Origin of the sequence: Streptomyces sp. DI166 (genome assembly GCF_900091315.1) — a bacterium.
Lineage (GTDB): Bacteria > Actinomycetota > Actinomycetes > Streptomycetales > Streptomycetaceae > Streptomyces > Streptomyces fuscus.
Genome location: NZ_FLSP01000042.1, coordinates 1 through 19983, shown reverse-complemented (window position 1 = coordinate 19983; position 19983 = coordinate 1). Strand labels below are relative to the sequence as shown.

The following is a 19983-nucleotide window of genomic DNA, read 5'->3' as shown; positions in this document are numbered from 1 at the left end:
CCGTAGACTGTAGACGAAAGACAATCCCTGGATGTGGTCGGACGGCTCTGGAGGGGGACCGCGATGTTGTCGACAGGACTTCCGCAGGGGACGGTGCCGAAGCTGGAACGGCCGGGGCCGCTCAGGGACCGTGTCTACGAGGCGCTCCTGGAACTCATCACGACCCGTGCCCTGCGCCCCGGCCAGCATCTGGTCGAGAGCGAACTCGCCGGGCACCTCGGGGTGTCACGGCAGCCGGTGCGCGAGGCGCTGCAACGGCTGAACACCGAGGGGTGGGTCGATCTGCGGCCCGCCCAGGGCGCGTTCGTCCACGAGCCGACGGAGGAGGAGGCCGACCAGCTCCTCACCGTACGGACCCTGCTGGAGGCCGAGGCCGCCCGGCTCGCCGCCGCCAACGCCGGGACGGACGGGATCGCGGCGCTTGAGGAGCTGTGCGCGGAGGGCGAGCGCGCGGTGGAGGCGGACGACGTGGACGGCGCGGTGGCCATGAACGCCCGCTTCCACGCCAAGATCATGGAACTGGCGGGCAATACCGTGCTGGCCGAGCTCGCCGCCCAGGTCGACCGGCGGGTGCGCTGGTACTACACGCCCATCGCCCGCGTACGGGGCAAGCAGTCCTGGATCGAGCACCGCCGCCTCATCGCGGCGATCACCGACCGCGACGAGCGGCGGGCGACGGAACTGATGCGCGAGCACACGGAGCACACGCGGACCTCGTACCACGCGAGTCAGCAGGGCTGAGTCCGCGAGGCACCCCAGTACTCCGGTGGGCGCAACTCGCCCATTGACCACAAAACCCCTCGCCTTTGTCCTGTCAGTGGAAAAAGTCGAAGGGAATTCGTGCACAGATTCTTCCCAGCCACCGCGCCCGCTGCTACGTTCCCCTCGAAAGCCAGGCGACCGGTGGCCGATTGAGGCGGGGAGGGGCTCGTGAGACGGATGACGGCGCGACCCGCCAACGCCCATCAGGCCCGGCTGCTGAAGCTGTTGCGTGACGGGGGGCCCAACTCCCGGGCGCAACTGGGCGATCAGGTCGATCTGTCACGGTCCAAGCTGGCCGTGGAGGTGGACCGGCTGCTGGAGACGGGTCTGGTGGTGGCCGACGGACTCGCCGCCTCGCGCGGGGGCCGCCGTTCCCACAACATCAGGCTCAACCCGGGACTCCGCTTTCTCGGTGTGGACATCGGCGCGACCTCGGTCGACGTCGCCGTCACCAACGCGGAACTGGAGATCCTCGGACACCTCAACCACCCGATGGACGTGCGCGAGGGCCCGGTCGCGGTCTTCGAGCAGGTCCTCGCCATGGCCGCCAAACTGCGGGCGACCGGGCTCGCGGAGGGCTACGACGGCGCCGGTATCGGCGTCCCCGGGCCCGTCCGCTTCCCCGAGGGCGTCCCGGTGGCACCGCCGATCATGCCCGGCTGGGACGGCTTCCCCGTGCGGGAGGCGCTCAGTCAGGAACTCGGCTGCCCGGTCATGGTCGACAACGACGTGAACCTGATGGCGATGGGGGAGCAGCACGCGGGCGTGGCACGCTCCGTGGGCGACTTCCTCTGCGTCAAGATCGGCACCGGTATCGGCTGCGGCATCGTGGTCGACGGCCATGTCCACCGCGGTACGACGGGCAGCGCCGGCGACATCGGGCACATCCAGGCGGTTCCCGACGGCAGGCCCTGCGCCTGCGGCAACCGGGGCTGCCTGGAGGCCCACTTCAGCGGCGCGGCGCTCGCCCGGGACGCCGAGGAGGCGGCCCAGCAGGGCCGTTCGGCGGAACTGGCCGCGCGGTTGGAGGCGAACGGCTCGCTCAGCGCCGTCGACGTCGCCGCCGCGGCAGCCGCGGGCGATGCCACCAGCCTCGACCTGATCCGGGAGGGCGGCACCCGCACCGGCCAGGTCATCGCCGGACTCGTCAGCTTCTTCAACCCCGGCCTGGTGGTGATCGGCGGCGGGGTGACCGGCCTCGGCCACACCCTGCTCGCCGCGATCCGCACCCAGGTCTACCGCCAGTCGCTGCCGCTGGCGACCGGCAACCTGCCCATCGTGCTGGGCGAGTTGGGCCCCACCGCCGGAGTCATCGGCGCGGCCCGGCTGATCAGCGACCACCTGTTCTCACCCGCGTAACCGCACGAGCCCGCACCGCAGAGCCCGTACCTCACGGCCCGCACCACGGCACACCTGTACGGGGCCCGGCCCGACCGGTCCCTGACACGAGTCACCCGAGCACATCCCTCTGCTTCGCCCTGCCCTGACACCGGTCCCGCACGTCCGCCAAGGGGAGCTCATGGCACCAGAACCACCGCTGCTCAGCATGTCCGGCATCACCAAGTCCTTCCCCGGTGTCCGGGCCCTCGACGGAGTCGACCTCGATGTCCAGGCCGGGGAGGTGCACTGTCTGCTCGGCCAGAACGGCGCCGGGAAGTCCACCCTGATCAAGGTCCTGGCCGGTGCCCACCAGCCCGACACCGGCACCATCCGCTGGCGCGGCGAGGACGTCACCCTGCGCTCCCCGATCGCGGCCATGCGCCTGGGCATCGCCACCATCTACCAGGAACTCGACCTGGTCGAGCACCTGTCGGTGGCCGAGAACGTCCACCTCGGACACGAACCCACCACCGCCGGATTCGTCGTGAGGCGCAAGACCGCACGCGAGTCAACTGCCAGGCTGCTCAAACGACTTGGTCATCCCGAGATCGATCCAGGCCGGTTGGTCGGTCAGTTGTCGGCGGCGCAGCAGCAGATCGTCTCGATGGCGCGGGCGCTCTCTCACGACGTACGGCTGATCGTGATGGACGAGCCGTCGGCGGCCCTCGACCCGGACGAGGTCGACAACCTGTTCCGGATCGTCGGTGACCTGACCGCCGACGGGGTCGCCGTCGTCTACATCTCGCACCGACTGGAGGAGATCCGGCGCATCGGCGACCGGGTGACCGTGCTCAAGGACGGCCGGGCGGTCGCGGGGGGACTGCCCGCGAAGTCCACGCCCACCCGCGACGTCGTCGCCCTGATGACGGGCCGCAACGTCGAGTACGTCTTCCCCGAGCGGCCCGTCGGGGACGCGGCCGGCGCACCGGTCCTCCAGGTCAAGGGGCTCTCCCGGCAAGGGGAGTTCGAGCCGCTGGACCTGGAGGTGCGGGCCGGGGAGATCGTCGGGCTGGCCGGACTGGTCGGCTCGGGGCGCTCCGAGATCCTGGAGACGATCTACGGTGCGCGCAAACCGACGACCGGCCAAGTCCTCGTCGACGGCAAGGAGTTGCGCCCCGGAAGCGTCCGCGCCGCCGTTCGCGCCGGGCTCGGGCTCGCGCCCGAGGAACGCAAGGCGCAGGCCCTGCTCATGCTGGAGTCCGTCACCCGCAATGTCTCGGTCTCCTCCATGTCCCGCTTCGCCCGCGCCGGCTGGATCGACCGCTCCGCCGAACTCGGCGCCGCCCGCGCCGCCACCCGCGAGCTGTCACTGCGGCCCGACAACCCCGCCGTGCCCGTGCGCACCCTGTCCGGCGGCAACCAGCAGAAGGCCGTCCTCGCCCGCTGGCTGCTGCGCGGCTGCCGGGTGCTGCTGCTGGACGAACCCACCCGCGGCGTCGACGTGGGCGCCCGCGCCGAGCTGTACGCGGTGGTGCGGCGCCTGGCCGACGAGGGCCTGGCCGTGCTGCTCGTCTCCAGCGAGGTGCCCGAGGTGCTGGGCCTCGCCGACCGCGTCCTGGTGCTGCGCGAGGGGCGCGTCGTGCACACCGCGCCCGCCCGCGCGCTCGACGAACACCGTGTCCTCGACCTCGTCATGGAAGGAAGCCCGGCGTCATGACGCAGCACGCGTCCCCACCGAGGGACGGCACCGGCAAGACCGCACCCGTGGCCGAACTCCCCGCCTGGCGGGGCATGATGGCCCGCGCCGACGTACGCACCCTGTCCCTGCTCGGCGTGCTCGCCGCGCTGATCGTCATCGGCGGCATCACCAAGCCGGACGAGTTCCTGGACACCCGCAACCTCCAGCTCGTCCTCACCCAGGCGTCCGTCATCGGCGTCGTCACCGTCGGCATGACCTTCGTCATCACCTCCGGCGGTATCGACCTGTCCGTCGGCGCGATCGTCGCCCTGTCCTCGGTGTGGGCGACCACGGTCGCCACGCAGGAGTACGGCTTCGGCGGCGTGCTGTTCACGGCGGTCCTGGTCGGTGTCGGCTGCGGACTGGTCAACGGACTGCTGATCGCGTACGGCGGGATGGTGCCGTTCATCGCCACCCTCGCCATGCTCGCCTCGGCGCGCGGACTGGCCCTGCAGATCACCGACGGCAAGACGCAGATCGTCACCATCCCCAGCATCCTCGACCTCGGCGAACGCGACGCCTACGTGCTCGGCGTCCCGCCGCTGGTGATGGTCTTCGCCGTCGTCACCGTCATCGGCTGGCTGCTGCTGAACCGCACCACCTTCGGCCGCCGCACCGTCGCCGTCGGCGGCAACGCCGAGGCCGCCCGGCTGGCCGGCATCGATGTCCGCCGCCAGCGCCTGTACTTGTACCTGCTGTCCGGGCTGTGCTGCGGCATCGCCGCCTTCCTGCTGATCATCCTGTCCGGCTCGGGTCAGAACACCAACGGCAACCTCTACGAACTCGACGCCATCGCCGCCGCGATCATCGGCGGCACCCTGCTCAGCGGCGGCCGGGGCACCATCACCGGCTCCGTGCTCGGCGTCCTGATCTTCACCACGATCACCAACATCTTCGCCCTGAACAACCTGCAGAGCGACGTCCAGCAGATCGCCAAGGGCGCGATCATCGTCGCCGCCGTGCTGGTCCAGCGCCGTACCGCGAGCACGACCTGAGGAAAGGGTTCACCGCCATGCCAGAGTTCACCAGTCGCAGAGGGCTGCTGTTCGGTTCCGCCGCCATCGGGGCGGGAGCCCTGATCGCGGGATGCACGAGCAACGAGTCCGACGACGAACCGGCCGCCAACGACCAGCCGGCCGCCGACGACAAGCCCGGCAAGCCCGTCACCATCGGCTTCGCCGGACCCCAGGCCGACCACGGCTGGCTCAACGCCATCAACGACAACGCCAAGAACCGGGCGAAGAAATACTCCGACGTCACCCTGGAGATCACCGAGGGCTCCAACGACACCGCCGCCCAGATCGGCCAGATCGAGACCCTGATCAACAAGAAGGTCGACGTCCTGGTGATCCTGCCCGCCGACGGCAAGGCCCTCACCCAGGTCGGCCTGAAGGCGATGCGCGCGGGCATCCCCGTGATCAACCTCGACCGCATCTTCAACTCCCCGCAGGCCTACCGCTGCTGGATCGGCGGCGACAACTACGGCATGGGCCTGAACGCCGGTCACTACATCGGCGAGAAGCTCAAGGACAAGTCCGACGCCCGCGTCATCGAACTCGCGGGCCTGGACAACCTGGAGCTCACCCAGCAGCGCACCAAGGGCTTCGACGACGCCCTGAAGAACTACCCCAACATCAAGAAGGTCGCCCGCCAGGCCGCCGAGTTCACCGTCGAGTCCGGGCAGGCCAAGATGGCCCAACTGCTCCAGGCCCAGTCCAAGTTCGACGCGCTGTGGAACCACGACGACGACCAGGGCGTGGGCGCGCTGCGCGCCATCGAGCAGGCCGGACGCGACGACTTCCTGATGGTCGGCGGCGCGGGCGCCCTGTCCGCCTTCCAGGCCATCAAGCAGGACGACGGCGTGCTCAAGGCGACCGTCCTCTACCCGCCGACCATGGCCGCCTCCGCGATCGACCTCGCCCGCGCGCTCGGCCAGGGCAAGGGCGTCGGCGGACTCGCCGAGTTCGAGATCCCGGCCTCGCTGACCCTGTACTCCGCCGTCGTCGACAAGGAGAACGTCGACCAGTACATGCCCACCGGCTTCAAGTGAGCCGTGCCGACCCCAGGGCCCCGGCGCCACCGGAGGGCCCTGGGGGAGCCACCCCCCGACGACCGCACGAGGAGGACATCCGCATGGCACAGCCGCAGCAGTCAGAAGGTGCCGAGCCCGAGAAGCCGCCGCTGCGGGTCGGCATGGTGGGCTACGCCTTCATGGGCGCCGCCCACTCCCAGGGCTGGCGCACCGTGGGGCGCGTCTTCGACCTGCCCCGGCGCCCGGTGCTGGCCGCGATCTGCGGACGGGACGGGGCCGCGGTGCGCGCGGCGGCCGACCGGCACGGCTGGGCGGCGGCCGAGACCGACTGGCGTGCGCTGATCGCCCGGGACGACGTCGACCTCGTCGACATCTGCACCCCCGGCGACAGCCACGCCGAGATCGCCGTCGCGGCCCTCGCCGCCGGAAAACACGTCCTGTGCGAGAAGCCGCTCGCCAACTCGGTCGAGGAGGCCGAGGACATGGTGCGCGCCGCCGAAACCGCGCAGGAGCGCGGCCAGTTGGCTATGGTCGGCTTCAACTACCGCCGGGTGCCCGCGACCGCGCTGGCCCGGCGGATGGTCGCCGAGGGCCGCATCGGCAGGCTGCGGCACGTGCGCGTCACCTACCTCCAGGACTGGCTGGTCGACCCGCAGTTCCCGCTCACCTGGCGGCTGCGCCGGGAACACGCGGGCTCCGGCTCGCTCGGCGACCTCGGCGCCCACATCGTCGACCTCGCCCAGTACGTGGCCGGGGAGCAACTCGCCGGGGTCTCCGCCCTCACCGAGACCTTCGTCCGCGAACGCCCGCTGCCCGGCGGCGCCGTCCAGGGGCTGTCCGCCGTCTCGGCCGACGGCGGCACAGGGCGGGTCACCGTGGACGACGCGGCCCTGTTCACCGCGCGCTTCCCCTCCGGTGCCATCGCCTCCTTCGAGGCGACCCGCTACGCCACCGGCCGCAAGAACGCGCTGCGCCTCGAACTCAACGGCGAGAACGGCTCGTTGGCCTTCGACCTGGAACGGCTCAACGAACTCTCGTACCACGACGGCACCGAGCCCGGAGCGCACGCGGGCTTCCGCCGCATCCTCGTCACCGAACCCGACCATCCCTACCTGGACGCCTGGTGGCCGCCGGGCCACGGCCTCGGCTACGAGCACACCTTCGTCCACCAGGCCCGCGACCTCGTGCACGCCATCCACGAGGGACGGCAGCCCGAACCGTCCTTCGCCGACGGACTCCAGGTCCAGCGCGTCCTCGCCGCGGTGGAGGAGAGCGCCGAGAAGAACTCCGTCTACACCCCCATAGCGGTCTGAGGAGGCCCCGGTCATGCCGCGCACCTTCACACTCTTCACCGGACAGTGGGCCGACCTCCCGCTCGAAGAGGTCTGCCGCCTCGCCCGGGACTTCGGCTACGACGGACTCGAACTCGCCTGCTGGGGCGACCACTTCGAGGTCGACAAGGCCCTCGCCGACCCCTCCTACCTGCCCTCCCGGCACGCCCTGCTCGACAAGTACGGGCTGAAGTGCTGGGCGATCTCCAACCACCTCGTCGGCCAGGCCGTCTGCGACGCCATCATCGACGAACGCCACCGGGCGATCCTGCCCGACGACATCTGGGGCGACGGCGACCCCGAGGGCGTGCGCCGCCGGGCGGCGGCCCGCATGGCGGACACCGCGCGCGCCGCGGCCGCCTTCGGCGTGAACACCGTCATCGGTTTCACCGGCTCCGCGATCTGGCACCTGGTCGCGATGTTCCCCCCGCCCCCGAGTCGATGATCGAACGCGGATACGAGGACTTCGCCGAGCGCTGGAACCCGATCCTGGACGTCTTCGACGCCGAGGGCGTCCGCTTCGCCCACGAGGTCCACCCCAGCGAGATCGCCTACGACTACTGGACCACCCGGCGCGCCCTGGACGCGGTCGGCAACCGGCCCGCGTTCGGCCTGAACTTCGACCCTTCCCACTTCGTGTGGCAGGACCTCGACCCGGTCGGCTTCCTCTGGGACTTCCGGGACCGCATCTACCACGTCGACTGCAAGGAGGCCCGCAAGCGCCTCGACGGCCGCAACGGCCGCCTAGGCTCCCACCTGCCCTGGGGCGACCCTCGGCGCGGCTGGGACTTCGTCTCCGCGGGCCACGGTGACGTGCCCTGGGAGGACGTCTTCCGGATGCTGCGCTCCATCGACTACCGGGGCCCCGTCTCCGTGGAGTGGGAGGACGCCGGCATGGACCGGCTCCAGGGCGCCCCCGAGGCGCTGGCCCGGCTCAAGGCGTACGACTTCGACCCGCCGTCGGCCTCCTTCGACGCGGCCTTCGGCAACTGACCCCCCCACAGCAGTCTCCGGGGTGACGGCGCACCCCGGCGCAAGCACCGCATGCAACCAGCCCCACTCTGGAGGCACTTCGTGCAAGCGAAAGACCGCACCACCGACCCTGCCGACAACCACAGAAGACGCCCCGCTCTGCGCAAGGCGGTCGCGCTGCGCAAGGCGGTCGTGCTGCGCAAGGCGGTCGCCCTGCTCAGCGGCGCGCTGCTGGCGGGCGCGTTGCTCACCCTGGCCCCGCAGGCCGTCGCCGAGGCCCCGGCGGACGGTGCCGCCGCCGTCGCGGCGGAGGACTTCCAGCAGGTCACCCTCGCCAAGGGCGAGCCGGAGGTCGGCGAGCCGATGTCGCTCGCCGTCCTCCCGGACCGCTCCGTCCTGCACACCTCCCGCGACGGCGAACTGCGCCTGACCGACCCCGCGGGCAACACCACGCTCGCGGGCAGGCTCGACGTCTACGCCCATGACGAGGAGGGTCTGCAAGGCATCGGCGTGGACCCGGGCTTCGCCGAGAACCGCTTCATCTACCTCTACTACGCACCCCCGTTGGACACCCCTGCGGGTGACGCCCCGGAGACTGGCACGGCAGCCGACTTCGCCCCCTTCGACGGCGTCAACCGGCTCTCCCGGTTCGTGCTGAAGGAGGACGGCACCCTCGACACCGCCAGCGAGAAGAAGATCCTCGACGTGCCCGCCTCGCGCGGCATCTGCTGCCATGTCGGCGGCGACATCGACTTCGACGCGGACGGCAACCTGTACCTGTCGACCGGCGACGACACCAACCCCTTCCAGTCCGACGGCTTCACCCCCATCGACGAACGCGCCGACCGCAACCCCGCCTTCGACGCCCGGCGCACCTCCGGCAACACCAACGACCTGCGCGGCAAGATCCTCCGCATCAAGGTCAACGCGGACGGCTCGTACTCCGTCCCCGAGGGCAACCTCTTCGCCCCCGGCACCGAGAGGACACGGCCCGAGATCTACGCGATGGGCTTCCGCAACCCCTTCCGGTTCAGCGTCGACAAGGCGACGGGCATCCTCTACGTCGGCGACTACGGCCCCGACGCCGGCGCCGCCAACCCGTCCCGGGGGCCGGCGGGCCAGGTCGAGTTCGCCCGTGTCACCGGCCCCGGCAACTTCGGCTGGCCGTACTGCACCGGCGACAACGATGCCTACGTCGACTACGACTTCGCCACCAAGCAGTCCGGCGCCGCCTTCGACTGCGCCGCCCCGAAGAACACCTCGCCCCACAACACCGGGCTCACCGACCTGCCCCCGGCGCAGGCCGCCTGGATCCCGTACGACGGCGGGTCCGTGCCCGAGTTCGGCACCGGCTCCGAATCCCCGATGGGCGGACCCGTCTACCACTACGACGCGGCCCTCGACTCGCCGGTGAAGTTCCCCGAGGCCTACGACGGCGACTTCTTCGCCGGTGAGTTCGGCCGCCGCTGGATCAAGCGGATCACCAGCGACGCCGACGGCACCGTGCGGTCCATCAACGACGTGCCCTGGACCGGCACCCAGGTGATGGACATGGCCTTCGGCCCCGACGGCGCCCTCTACGTCCTCGACTACGGCCTGTCCTGGTTCGGCGGTGACGAGAACTCCGCCCTGTACCGCATCGAGTACGCCGCCGACGGGCACTCCCCGGTCGCGCAGGCCTCGGCCGACCGCACCTCCGGACAGGCCCCGCTGCGGGTGCGGTTCTCCTCCGAGGGCAGCACCGACCAGGACGGCGACACCCTCACCTACCACTGGGACTTCGGCGACGGCGCCACCTCCACCAGCGCCGCCCCCACCCACCGCTACCGCACCAACGGCACCTACACCGCGACCCTGACGGTCAAGGACCCCTCCGGGCGCACCGGAAGCGCGAGCGTGCAGGTCGTGGTCGGCAACACCGCACCCAAGGTGACACTCGAACTGCCCCAGGACGGGCAGCTGTTCAGCTTCGGTGACGCCATCCCGTTCAAGGTCCGGGTCAGCGACCCCGAGGACCGCAGGATCGACTGCTCGAAGGTGAAGGTCACCTTCGTCCTCGGCCACGACAGCCACGGCCACCCCGTCACCTCGGCCAACGGCTGCACCGGCACCATCCAGACCAGCGCCGACGGCGGCCACGACGAGGACGCCAACATCTTCGGCGTCCTGGACGCCGAGTACACCGACGGCGGAGGCGGCGGCCAGGCCCCGCTGACCACCCACGACCAGGCCCAGTTGCAGCCCAGGCACCGGCAGGCCGAGCACTTCGGCAACAGCCTGGGCGTCTCCCTCATCACCAAGACCGGCGCCCACGGCGGCCGCACCGTCGGCGACATCCACAACGGCGACTGGATCTCCTTCACGCCGTACGCCCTCGGGAACGCCAAGTCGCTGACGGCACGCGTCTCCTCCGGCGGCGCGGGCGGCACGCTGGAGATCCGTGCGGGCAGCTCCTCCGGCACCCTGCTCGGCTCGGTGGCCGTGCCCGTGACCGGCGGCTGGGAGAACTTCCAGGACGTCACCGCCCAGTTGAGCCGCGCGCCGCGCGGCACGACCACGCTCTACCTCGTCTTCAAGGGCGGCTCGGGCGCGCTGTTCGACGTCGACGACTTCACCTTCACCACCGGCTGAGGAGGCGGTACATCATGCGACGGACCGGCCAACTGGCCACTGTGATCACCGGCGCGGCCCTGCTCCTCGGCTGCATGTCGGGACCGGCCGCCTCCGAACCCGACGTCGGGGAACGGGTGCTGGTCTTCTCCAGGACGGCGGGCTTCCGCCACGACTCCATCCCCGACGGCGTACAGGCGCTGAAGGACCTCGGAGCCTCGGCCGGCATCACGGTCGACGCCACCGAGGACGCCCGCGCCTTCACCCACGCCAACCTGCGCCGCTACGACGCCGTGGTGTTCCTGTCCACCACGGGCGACGTGCTCAACTCCGCCCAACAACGGGCGTTCGAGCGGTATGTGCGCCAGGGCGGCGGCTTCCTGGGCGTCCACGCCGCCGCCGACACCGAGTACGACTGGGCGTTCTACGGGCAGACCGTCGGCGCCTACTTCCAGTCGCACCCGGCGATCCAGCAGGCCACGGTGCAGGTCGAGGACGGTGCCCACGCGGCGACCTCGCACCTGCCGACGGCCTGGAACCGGATGGACGAGTGGTACAACTACCGCTCCAACCCGCGCGACCGGGTCCGGGTGCTCGCCTCCCTGGACGAGTCCTCGTACTCCGGCGGCACCATGAACGGCGACCATCCCATCGCCTGGTGCCACACCAGTCAGGGCGGGCGGGCCTTCTACACCGGCGGCGGCCACACCAAGGAGTCCTACGCCGACCTCGCCTTCCGGCAGCACCTGCTGGGCGGGCTGCGCTGGACCACCGGTGCCGTACAGGCCGACTGCCGCCCGGAGAACGGCTACCGGCCGCTCTTCGACGGCACCGCCGAGTCGCTGTCCGGCTGGCGGCAGGCGGGCCCCGGCTCCTTCCAGCTGGAGGCCGACGGCAGCCTCACCACCACGGGCGGCATGGGCATGCTCTGGTACGCCGACCAGGGCCTCGGGTCCTACTCCCTGAAGCTCGACTGGAGGATGGCCGGGGACGACAACTCCGGTGTGTTCGTGGGCTTCCCGCCCTCCGACGACCCGTGGTCGGCGGTGAACAACGGCTACGAGGTCCAGATCGACGCCACGGACGCCCCCGAGCGGACCACCGGAGCCGTCTACGGCTTCCGGTCCGCCGACCTGGCCCGGCGGGACGCCGCGCTGAACCCGCCGGGGGAGTGGAACACGTACGAGATCCGGGTGGAGGGCGAGCGGCTGCGCGTCTGGCTCAACGGCGTGCAGATCAACGACTTCACGAACACCGATCCGGCCCGGAGCCTGCGCGACGGACACATCGGCATCCAGAACCACGGAGCCGGCGACCAGGTGTCCTTCCGGAACATCCGCATCAAGGAACTGCCCACCAGGGGCAACTGAGCGGCGGCGGGCGGGAGACGCCGGACTCCCGCCCGCCGTCTTCCCCCCTTCCCGGGGGAGTACCGGGGTTTCCCGCACGACAAGGAGGCTGCCCATGTCCGTGTCCCCTTCTGGAACCCGAACCGGAGTGTGGCTGGTCGGGGCCCGCGGCTCCGTCGCCACGACCGTGGTGGCGGGCTGCGCCGCGATCTCCGCGGGCCTGCACCCGCCCACGGGCATGGTCACCGAAACCCCGGCCTTCACCGACTGCCAACTGCCACCGCTGCCGAACCTGGTCTTCGGCGGCCACGACACCCTCGACTGCCCACTGCCCAAGCGCGCCGAGGAACTCGCCGCGGGCGGCGTCCTGCCGCACGGCCTGCCCGCCGCCGTCCAGTCCGAACTGGCCGCCGGCGAACGGGAGATCAGGCCTGGCGGCCCCCTCCCCGGCGACACCCGGGACGAAGCCGCACTGATCAGCGCCTTCGCCGACGACATCCAGGACTTCGTACGACGGCTCGGCCTGGCCCGCGCGGTCGTGGTGAACGTCGCCTCCACCGAGCCCGCCGCCACCGGCCGGGCGCTCCCGCCCAGCAGCCTGTATGCGGCAGCCGCCCTGCGCGCGGGCTGCCCGTACGTCAACTTCACCCCCTCCACCGGCCTGCACCACCCCGAACTGGCCTCCCTCGCCACCGACTCCGGCCTGCCCTACGCGGGCCGCGACGGCAAGACCGGGCAGACCCTGCTCCGGGCCGCCCTGGCGCCGATGTTCACCCAGCGCGCCCTCGCCGTGCGCGCCTGGTCCGGCACCAACCTCCTCGGCGGCGGTGACGGCGCCGCCCTTGCCGACCCGGCGGCCGCCGCCGCGAAGAACGCGGGCAAGGAACGCGTCCTCGCCGAGACCCTGGCCACCCCTCCCGAGGGCGAGGTCCACATCGACGACGTGCCCGCCCTCGGCGACTGGAAGACCGCCTGGGACCACATCGCCTTCGACGGCTTCCTCGGCACCCGCATGGTCCTGCAGACCATCTGGCAGGGTTGCGACTCCGCCCTGGCCGCCCCTCTGGTCCTCGACCTCGCCCGGCTCACGGCCCGGGCGCACGAGCGGGGCCTCACGGGACCGCTCGGCGAACTCGGCTTCTACTTCAAGGACCCGGTGGGGGACGGACCGGCAGCGCTGTCGGAGCAGTACGCCGAACTGCTGCGGTTCGCTGACGTGCTGTGCGAGGGCGAGGGCGAGGGGACGGGATGGTGAGCGCGCGCACCGGAGCCGGGGCCGGAGCGGGTGCGGGTGCGGGTGCGGGATCGGGATCGGGATCGGGATCTGGATCGGGATCGGGCGTATGGGCCGGTGCCTGGGTCTGGGTCGAACTCCTGCGCCTGCCCGCTCTGTTCACCGTCCCCGGTGACGCCCTGGCAGGCGCCGCTGCCACCTCCGTACCCCACAACTCCCGCACCCTGCTCGCCATCGGCTCCTCCCTGTGCCTGTACGAGGCCGGCATGGCCCTCAACGACTGGGCCGACCGCGAGGAGGACGCCGCCGAACGCCCCCACCGCCCCCTGCCCTCCGGCCGCGTCCGCCCCGCCGCCGCCCTCACCGCGGCCTGCGCGCTCACCGCGGGCGGCCTCGCACTGGCCGCCCGCGCCGGTCGCCCCGCCCTCGCGGTGGCCGCCCCCTCCGCCGCCACGGTCTGGGCCTACGACCTGCGCCTCAAGCACACCCCCGCCGGTCCCGCCGCCATGGGAGCGGCCCGCGCCCTCGACCTCCTCCTCGGCGCCGCGGCCACCTCCGGCCGCATCCGCCCGGCCCTGCCGTCCGCCGCCCTCCTGGGCACCCACACCCTGACGGTCACCTCGGTCTCCCGCCACGAGACGAGGGGCGGCTCGGCCAAAGCTCCCCTCGCGGCCCTGGCCGTCACCGCCGCGCTGAGCGCCTTGATCACGCGGAGCGGCGCGGGGGCACGGGGAGCCCGTGGCGCGGGCGCGATTCCCGACGGCGCGAGCGGCGCGGACCAGGCGGGCCGCACGGGCGGTCGCCGTAGCGGGGGTACCGCTGGTGCTGAGAGGGCCGCCCGCGGTGGCGGACGGAACGGCTCGGGCGGTAGCCGTACCGGGGGCACGGCCGGTGCTGAGACGGTCCCCGGCGGTGGCGGACGGAGCGGCTCGGGCTCGGGCGTCGGCAGGGGCGGTCGCTGTACCGGGGACCCTGCCGGTGTTGAGAGGGCCCTCGGTGGCGGACGGCGTGCCTCGGGCACGGGCGTCGGCGCGGGCGACAGCGACATCCGAGGCTCCGTCGGCGGGCGGGCTCGCCCGGAGTCACGGGGCGCGGAGCGCAGGGGCGTCGGCGCGGCGGGCACCGGTCCGGCGCGGGCGGCCTCCGTCGGCCCTCTCGCCGCCCTCCGCCGAGCCTCCGCCCCCACCCTCCCCCAAGCCCTGGCCGCCGCCTACGCCGCCACCACCGCCCGCCCCCACTTCCACGCCGCCCTGAACCCCTCACCCCCGCTCACCCAACGCGCCGTCGGCGCCGGTATCCGGGCCACCGTGCCGCTCCAGGCCGCGCTCGCCGCCCGCTCCGGTGCCGCGGCCACCGCACTGTTCGTCGCGGCTCTCGCCCCGCTGGGCCGCCGGTTCGCGAGAAAGGTGAGCATCACATGACCACCGCACCGGGCACCCTCCGCTTCGGCTACGGCACGAACGGCCTCGCCGACCTGCGTCTGGACGACGCCCTCGGCCTGCTCGCCGACCTCGGCTACGACGGGGTCGGACTGACCCTCGACCACATGCACCTCGACCCGCTGGCCCCGGCCCCGGAACTCGCCGCCCGGGTCCGTCACGTCGCCCGGCGCCTGGACGCGCTCGGACTCCGCGTCACGGTCGAGACCGGCGCCCGCTATGTCCTCGACCCGCGCCGCAAGCACGGCCCCTCCCTCCTCGACCCCGACGCCGAGGACCGCGGCCGCCGGGTCGACCTGCTGCTGCGTGCCGTACGCATCGCCGCCGACCTCGGCGCCCACGCCGTGCACTGCTTCAGCGGTATCACCCCCGACGGCACCGACCCGGACACCGCCTGGAAGCGCCTGGCCGAGGCACTCACCCCTGTCCTCGACGCGGCCTCCGCCGCCCGTGTCCCGCTGGCCGTCGAACCCGAACCCGGCCATCTGCTCGCCACCCTCGCCGACTTCCACCACCTCCGTCACACCCTCGGCGACCACCCGCACCTCGGACTCACCCTGGACATCGGCCACTGCCAGTGCCTCGAACCCCTCCCGCCCGCCGACTGCGTACGCGCCGCCGCTCCCTGGCTGCGCCACGTCCAGATCGAGGACATGCGGCGCGGCGTCCACGAACACCTCCCCTTCGGCGAGGGCGAGATCGACTTCCCGCCCGTCCTCGCGGCCCTGGCCGACACCGGCTACCGGGGCCTGACCGTCGTGGAACTGCCCCGCCACTCCCACGCCGGCCCCGACCACGCCGCGCGCTCCCTGCCCTTCCTCCGCTCCGCCGCCCCCGAAGGGAGCACCCGATGACACCGCTCCACCCCGACACGGACTCCCCGACGGCCGGACCCCTGCTCACCACCCCCAGCGCCCTTCGCGCCCGCCTCGCGGCCCGCCTCACCGACGCCGCCCGCAGCTGGCTCGACCGGGCCCTGGACGAGGCCGCCGCCCACCCCGGCACCCACGGGCCCATCTCCGTCTGGGAGCTGCGCCTGGCCGAGGCCGGACGCAGATGCGGCCCCGAGCACGCCGACGCCGCCCGCGTCCTCATCCTGCACGCCGCCCGCGCCGACACCGAGGCGGTCACCCGGGTCTACCGCCAGGGCACCGGCCCCGAACGCCGCGCCGTCCTGCACGCCCTGCCCCACCTCGTGCCCGGCCCGGACGCCCTCCCGCTCGTCGAGGACGCCCTGCGCGCCAACGACACCGGCCTTGTCGCCGCCGCCGTCGGCCCCTACGCCGCCCGGCACCTCGACGCCCACCAGTGGCGGCACGCCGTACTGAAGTGCCTGTTCACCGGCGTGCCCGTCACCGCGGTCGCGGACCTGGCGCGCCGGGCCCGCGGCGACGCCGAACTCGCCCGCATGCTCGGCGACTACGCCGCCGAACGCACCGCCGCGGGCCGTCCCGTGCCCGAGGACCTGTACCGCGTCCTCGCCCTGACCGAAGCCGGCTCCCCACCTCCGCCGCCCGGTGCGGCCGACCCCCACGGCAAGGAGTCCTGATGCGCATCTTCGACCCCCACATCCACATGACGTCCAGGACCACCGACGACTACGAGGCCATGTACGCGGCCGGTGTCCGCGCCGTCGTCGAACCCTCCTTCTGGCTCGGCCAGCCGCGCACCTCGCCGGCCACCTTCTTCGACTACTTCGACTCCCTCCTCGGCTGGGAACCCTTCCGCGCCGCCCAGTACGGCATCGCCCACCACTGCGCCCTCGCCCTCAACCCCAAGGAGGCCAACGACCCGCGCTGTCGGCCCGTCCTCGACGAACTGCCCCGCTATCTCGTCAAGGACCAGGTGGTGGCCGTCGGTGAGATCGGCTACGACTCGATGACCCCGGCCGAGGACACCGCGCTCGCCGCCCAGCTCCAGCTCGCCGCCGACCACGACCTGCCCGCCCTGGTGCACACCCCGCACCGCGACAAGGCCGCCGGACTGCGCCGCACCCTCGACGTCGTGCGCGAGTCCACACTGCCCCCGGAACGCGTCCTGGTCGACCACCTCAACGAGACCACCGTCAAGGAGGCCAAGGACAGCGGTTGCTGGCTCGGCTTCTCCGTCTATCCCGACACCAAGATGGACGAGGAGCGGATGGTCGCCATCCTGCGCGCCTACGGCCCCGAGCAGGTGCTGGTGAACTCCGCCGCCGACTGGGGGCGCAGCGACCCCCTCAAGACCCGCGGGGTCGGCGACCTGATGCTGGCCGAAGGGTTCACCGAGGACGAGGTCGAGCGGGTGCTGTGGCACAACCCCGTCGCCTTCTACGGGCTCAGCGGCCGGCTCAACCTCGACGTCGGCGGCACCGACGCCACCCACGAGGGCAACTCCATCCTGCGCGGCGGGGCGTGAGCCATGCGCTTCCGCCACCCCGACGGCACCACCGTCCACCTCGCCTACTGCACCAACGTCCACCCCGCAGAGACCCTCGACGGCGTCCTCGCCCAGCTCCGCGAGCACTGCGAACCCGTCCGCCGCCGTCTCGGCCGGGACCGCCTCGGCATCGGCCTGTGGCTCGCCAAGGACGCCGCACGCGCCCTCGGCAGCGACCCGGCCGCGCTGCGCGGACTGCGCTGCGAACTCGACCGCCGCGGACTCGAAGTCGTCACCCTCAACGGCTTCCCCTATGAGGGCTTCGGCTCCGAGGAGGTCAAGTACCGCGTCTACCGGCCGGACTGGACCGACCCCGAGCGCCTCGACCACACCACCGCCCTCGCCCGGCTGCTCGCCGGACTGCTCCCCGACGACATCGACGAGGGCAGCGTCTCCACCCTCCCGCTCGCCTGGCGCACCCGGCCCACCGAGGCCGCCCACACCGCGCTGCGCACCCTCGGCGAACGCCTCGACGCACTGCACGAACTCACCGGCCGCTCCATCCGCGTCGGCCTGGAACCCGAACCCGGCTGTGTCGTCGAGACCACCGCCGACGCCATCGCCCCGCTCACCGCGATCGGCCACCCGCGCATCGGCATCTGCGTCGACACCTGCCACCTCGCCACCTCCTTCGAAGATCCGCACACCGCCCTGGCCGCCCTCGGCGCCACCGGTGTCCCCGTCGTCAAGTCCCAGCTCTCCGCGGCCCTGCACGCCGAGCAGCCGCACCTGCCCGCCGTCCGCACCGCCCTCGCCGCCTTCGACGAGCCCCGCTTCCTGCACCAGACCCGCACCCGCACCCCGTCCGGCCTTCGCGGCACCGACGACCTCGGGGAGGCCCTCGCCGGCCGGGCCCTGCCCGACACCGCGCCCTGGCGCGCCCACTTCCACGTCCCCCTGCACGCGGCCCCCGCCGCGCCCCTCACCTCCACACTCCCCGTCCTCATAACCGCCCTGAGCCGTCTCGTCGGCGGCCCGCAGCCGCTCACCCGCCACCTGGAGGTCGAGACCTACACCTGGCAGGCCCTCCCACCCGAACTGCGCCCCGCCACCCGGGGCCGGCTCGCCGACGGCATCGCCGCCGAACTCGCCCTCGCCCGCGACCTGCTGACGGACCTCGGCCTGAAGGAGCTCCCATGACCCCGGGCACCGCACCGACCGGCTCCGGCACCGACGGCCCGACCCCGCTCCTCGTCCTGGACGTCGTCGGCCTCACCCCCCGTCTCCTCGACCACATGCCCCACCTCAAGGCGCTCGGCCGCTCCGGCTCCCGAGCCGCGCTCGGCACCGTGCTGCCCGCCGTCACCTGCGCCGCCCAGTCCACCTTCCTCACCGGCACCCACCCGTCCGAGCACGGCATCGTCGGCAACGGCTGGTACTTCCGCGAACTCGGCGACGTCCTGCTGTGGCGCCAGCACAACGGCCTCGTCTCCGGCGACAAACTGTGGGACGCCGCCCGCCGCGCCCACCCCGGCTACACCGTCGCCAACATCTGCTGGTGGTACGCCATGGGCGCCGACACCGACTACACCGTCACCCCCCGTCCGATCTACTACGCCGACGGCCGCAAGGAACCCGACTGCTACACCCGCCCCGCCGCCCTGCACGACGAACTCACCGACGAACTGGGCACCTTCCCCCTCTTCCACTTCTGGGGACCCGGCGCCGACCTGGTCTCCAGCCAGTGGATCATCGACGCCACCCGCCACATCAACCGCACCCGCCACCCCGACCTGACCCTGTGCTACCTCCCTCATCTCGACTACGACCTGCAGCGCTTCGGCCCCGACGACCCGCGCTCCCTCCAGGCGGCCACCGACCTCGACACGGCCCTCGCCTCGCTCCTCGACGACGCCCGCGCCGAGGGCCGCACCGTCGTCGCGCTGTCCGAGTACGGCATCACCCGCGTGACCCGCCCCGTGGACATCAACCGCGCCCTGCGCCGGGCCGGTCTGCTGGAGGTGCACACCCAGGACGGCATGGAGTACCTCGACGCGATGGCCTCCCGTGCCTTCGCCGTCGCCGACCACCAGATCGCCCATGTGTACGTGCGCCGCCCCGAGGACCTCGACGCGACCCGCGCCGCGCTGGACGGACTGCCCGGGCTCGGCCAACTCCTCGACGACGAGGGCAAGAAGGCGCACCATCTCGACCATCCGCGCTCCGGCGAACTCGTCGCCGTCGCCGAGCCGGACGCCTGGTTCACGTACTACTACTGGCTCGACGACGCCCGCGCGCCCGACTTCGCGCGCCTGGTCGAGATCCACCGCAAACCCGGCTACGACCCGGTCGAGCTGTTCATGGACCCGCTCGACCCCTACGTCAAGGTCAAGGCCGCGACCGCCCTGGCGCGCAAGAAACTCGGCATGCGCTACCGCATGGCGGTGGTGCCCCTGGACCCCTCACCTATTCGCGGCAGCCACGGCCGCCTTCCGGAGAGCGACGACGACGGTCCGCTCCTCATCTGCTCCACCCCCCGCGCTGTCGGTGACCGCCTCGCGGCCACCGATGTGAAGTCACTGCTGCTCCAACTGGCCGGTCTGGGCTGAGGGACAACCCCTCACCCGCGACTTCGACCGGTCCCCAGTGAAGCACTCACCACTGACAACGCCCCGTGATCAGGAGGAGTTCCCGCATGAGCCGCACCCATCGCACCGACCCCGAGCTCACCCACCGCCTCAGCAGACGCGGCATGCTGGGCGTGGCCGCCGGAGCCACCGCGGCCGCCCTGCTGGGCGCCGCGGCCACCCCGGCCGACGGCCGCGCCGCCGCCGCACC

At 72.4% G+C, this 19983-nt stretch carries 15 protein-coding genes and 2 pseudogenes; all 17 read left to right on the top strand.

Translation table 11 applies throughout. The features are described 5' to 3' along the window. Positions 1–63: 63 nt before the first annotated feature. Positions 64–741, top strand: a complete 678-nt coding sequence (locus GA0115233_RS21045; protein ID WP_093721816.1) for a GntR family transcriptional regulator — start codon at positions 64–66, stop codon at positions 739–741. 198 nt (positions 742–939) lie between these two features. Continuing rightward, positions 940–2121 (top strand): ROK family transcriptional regulator, encoded by a 1182-nt coding sequence (locus tag GA0115233_RS21040; protein WP_093721815.1) that lies wholly within the window; start codon positions 940–942, stop codon positions 2119–2121. A gap of 160 nt (positions 2122–2281) precedes the next feature. Next, positions 2282–3799 carry a sugar ABC transporter ATP-binding protein gene (locus GA0115233_RS21035; RefSeq protein ID WP_093721814.1) on the top strand — a complete coding sequence of 506 codons (1518 nt, stop codon included), beginning with the start codon at positions 2282–2284 and terminating at the stop codon, positions 3797–3799. Next, the gene (locus tag GA0115233_RS21030) at positions 3796–4815 is read left to right on the top strand and encodes an ABC transporter permease (RefSeq protein WP_093721813.1); all 1020 of its coding nucleotides are present in this window, start codon (positions 3796–3798) and stop codon (positions 4813–4815) included. The genes GA0115233_RS21035 and GA0115233_RS21030 overlap by 4 nt, the downstream gene beginning before the upstream one ends. 17 nt (positions 4816–4832) lie before the next feature. Then, positions 4833–5870 (top strand): substrate-binding domain-containing protein, encoded by a 1038-nt coding sequence (locus tag GA0115233_RS21025; RefSeq protein WP_093721812.1) that lies wholly within the window; start codon positions 4833–4835, stop codon positions 5868–5870. 83 nt (positions 5871–5953) lie between these two features. Beyond that, positions 5954–7165, top strand: coding sequence for a Gfo/Idh/MocA family protein (locus GA0115233_RS21020; protein WP_093721811.1), 1212 nt, complete (start codon positions 5954–5956; stop codon positions 7163–7165). Between the two features lie 13 nt (positions 7166–7178). After that, positions 7179–8176 (top strand): annotated as a pseudogene (locus GA0115233_RS21015) (sugar phosphate isomerase/epimerase family protein). Positions 8177–8314: 138 nt separating this feature from the next. After that, positions 8315–10786, top strand: coding sequence for a PQQ-dependent sugar dehydrogenase (locus GA0115233_RS21010; RefSeq protein ID WP_093721851.1), 2472 nt, complete (start codon positions 8315–8317; stop codon positions 10784–10786). 14 nt (positions 10787–10800) lie between these two features. Then, positions 10801–12135, top strand: a complete 1335-nt coding sequence (locus GA0115233_RS21005; RefSeq protein WP_093721810.1) for a ThuA domain-containing protein — start codon at positions 10801–10803, stop codon at positions 12133–12135. A gap of 94 nt (positions 12136–12229) precedes the next feature. After that, positions 12230–13369, top strand: a complete 1140-nt coding sequence (locus GA0115233_RS21000; protein WP_093721809.1) for an inositol-3-phosphate synthase — start codon at positions 12230–12232, stop codon at positions 13367–13369. Then, the gene (locus tag GA0115233_RS20995) at positions 13366–14769 is read left to right on the top strand and encodes an SCO3242 family prenyltransferase (RefSeq protein WP_255310287.1); all 1404 of its coding nucleotides are present in this window, start codon (positions 13366–13368) and stop codon (positions 14767–14769) included. Before GA0115233_RS21000 ends, GA0115233_RS20995 begins: the two co-directional genes overlap by 4 nt. Then, a complete protein-coding gene (locus GA0115233_RS20990; RefSeq protein ID WP_093721807.1) occupies positions 14766–15641 on the top strand; it encodes a sugar phosphate isomerase/epimerase family protein in 876 nt (291 codons plus the stop codon). The genes GA0115233_RS20995 and GA0115233_RS20990 overlap by 4 nt, the downstream gene beginning before the upstream one ends. Beyond that, positions 15638–16336 carry an EboA domain-containing protein gene (locus GA0115233_RS20985; RefSeq protein WP_093721806.1) on the top strand — a complete coding sequence of 233 codons (699 nt, stop codon included), beginning with the start codon at positions 15638–15640 and terminating at the stop codon, positions 16334–16336. Before GA0115233_RS20990 ends, GA0115233_RS20985 begins: the two co-directional genes overlap by 4 nt. Next, positions 16336–17184: a TatD family hydrolase gene (locus tag GA0115233_RS20980; RefSeq protein WP_093721805.1), complete on the top strand. Its 849-nt coding sequence runs from the start codon at positions 16336–16338 to the stop codon at positions 17182–17184. Before GA0115233_RS20985 ends, GA0115233_RS20980 begins: the two co-directional genes overlap by 1 nt. A gap of 3 nt (positions 17185–17187) precedes the next feature. Continuing rightward, entirely contained in the window at positions 17188–18345 is a 1158-nt protein-coding gene (gene eboE, locus GA0115233_RS20975) for a metabolite traffic protein EboE (RefSeq protein WP_093721804.1), read from the top strand. Next, a complete protein-coding gene (locus GA0115233_RS20970; protein ID WP_093721803.1) occupies positions 18342–19754 on the top strand; it encodes a nucleotide pyrophosphatase/phosphodiesterase family protein in 1413 nt (470 codons plus the stop codon). Before eboE ends, GA0115233_RS20970 begins: the two co-directional genes overlap by 4 nt. Before the next feature lie 86 nt (positions 19755–19840). Beyond that, positions 19841–19983, top strand: a pseudogene (locus GA0115233_RS41825) (sugar phosphate isomerase/epimerase); the annotation flags it as partial.

Bases quoted from the DNA above. Each gene is read 5' to 3' on its own strand.
- GA0115233_RS21045 (WP_093721816.1), top strand. From the start codon at position 64: ATGTTGTCGACAGGACTTCCGCAGGGGACGGTGCCGAAGCTGGAACGG.
- GA0115233_RS21040 (WP_093721815.1), top strand. From the start codon at position 940: ATGACGGCGCGACCCGCCAACGCCCATCAGGCCCGGCTGCTGAAGCTG.
- GA0115233_RS21035 (WP_093721814.1), top strand. From the start codon at position 2,282: ATGGCACCAGAACCACCGCTGCTCAGCATGTCCGGCATCACCAAGTCC.
- GA0115233_RS21030 (WP_093721813.1), top strand. From the start codon at position 3,796: ATGACGCAGCACGCGTCCCCACCGAGGGACGGCACCGGCAAGACCGCA.
- GA0115233_RS21025 (WP_093721812.1), top strand. From the start codon at position 4,833: ATGCCAGAGTTCACCAGTCGCAGAGGGCTGCTGTTCGGTTCCGCCGCC.
- GA0115233_RS21020 (WP_093721811.1), top strand. From the start codon at position 5,954: ATGGCACAGCCGCAGCAGTCAGAAGGTGCCGAGCCCGAGAAGCCGCCG.
- GA0115233_RS21005 (WP_093721810.1), top strand. From the start codon at position 10,801: ATGCGACGGACCGGCCAACTGGCCACTGTGATCACCGGCGCGGCCCTG.
- GA0115233_RS21000 (WP_093721809.1), top strand. From the start codon at position 12,230: ATGTCCGTGTCCCCTTCTGGAACCCGAACCGGAGTGTGGCTGGTCGGG.
- GA0115233_RS20990 (WP_093721807.1), top strand. From the start codon at position 14,766: ATGACCACCGCACCGGGCACCCTCCGCTTCGGCTACGGCACGAACGGC.
- GA0115233_RS20985 (WP_093721806.1), top strand. From the start codon at position 15,638: ATGACACCGCTCCACCCCGACACGGACTCCCCGACGGCCGGACCCCTG.
- GA0115233_RS20980 (WP_093721805.1), top strand. From the start codon at position 16,336: ATGCGCATCTTCGACCCCCACATCCACATGACGTCCAGGACCACCGAC.
- eboE (WP_093721804.1), top strand. From the start codon at position 17,188: ATGCGCTTCCGCCACCCCGACGGCACCACCGTCCACCTCGCCTACTGC.
- GA0115233_RS20970 (WP_093721803.1), top strand. From the start codon at position 18,342: ATGACCCCGGGCACCGCACCGACCGGCTCCGGCACCGACGGCCCGACC.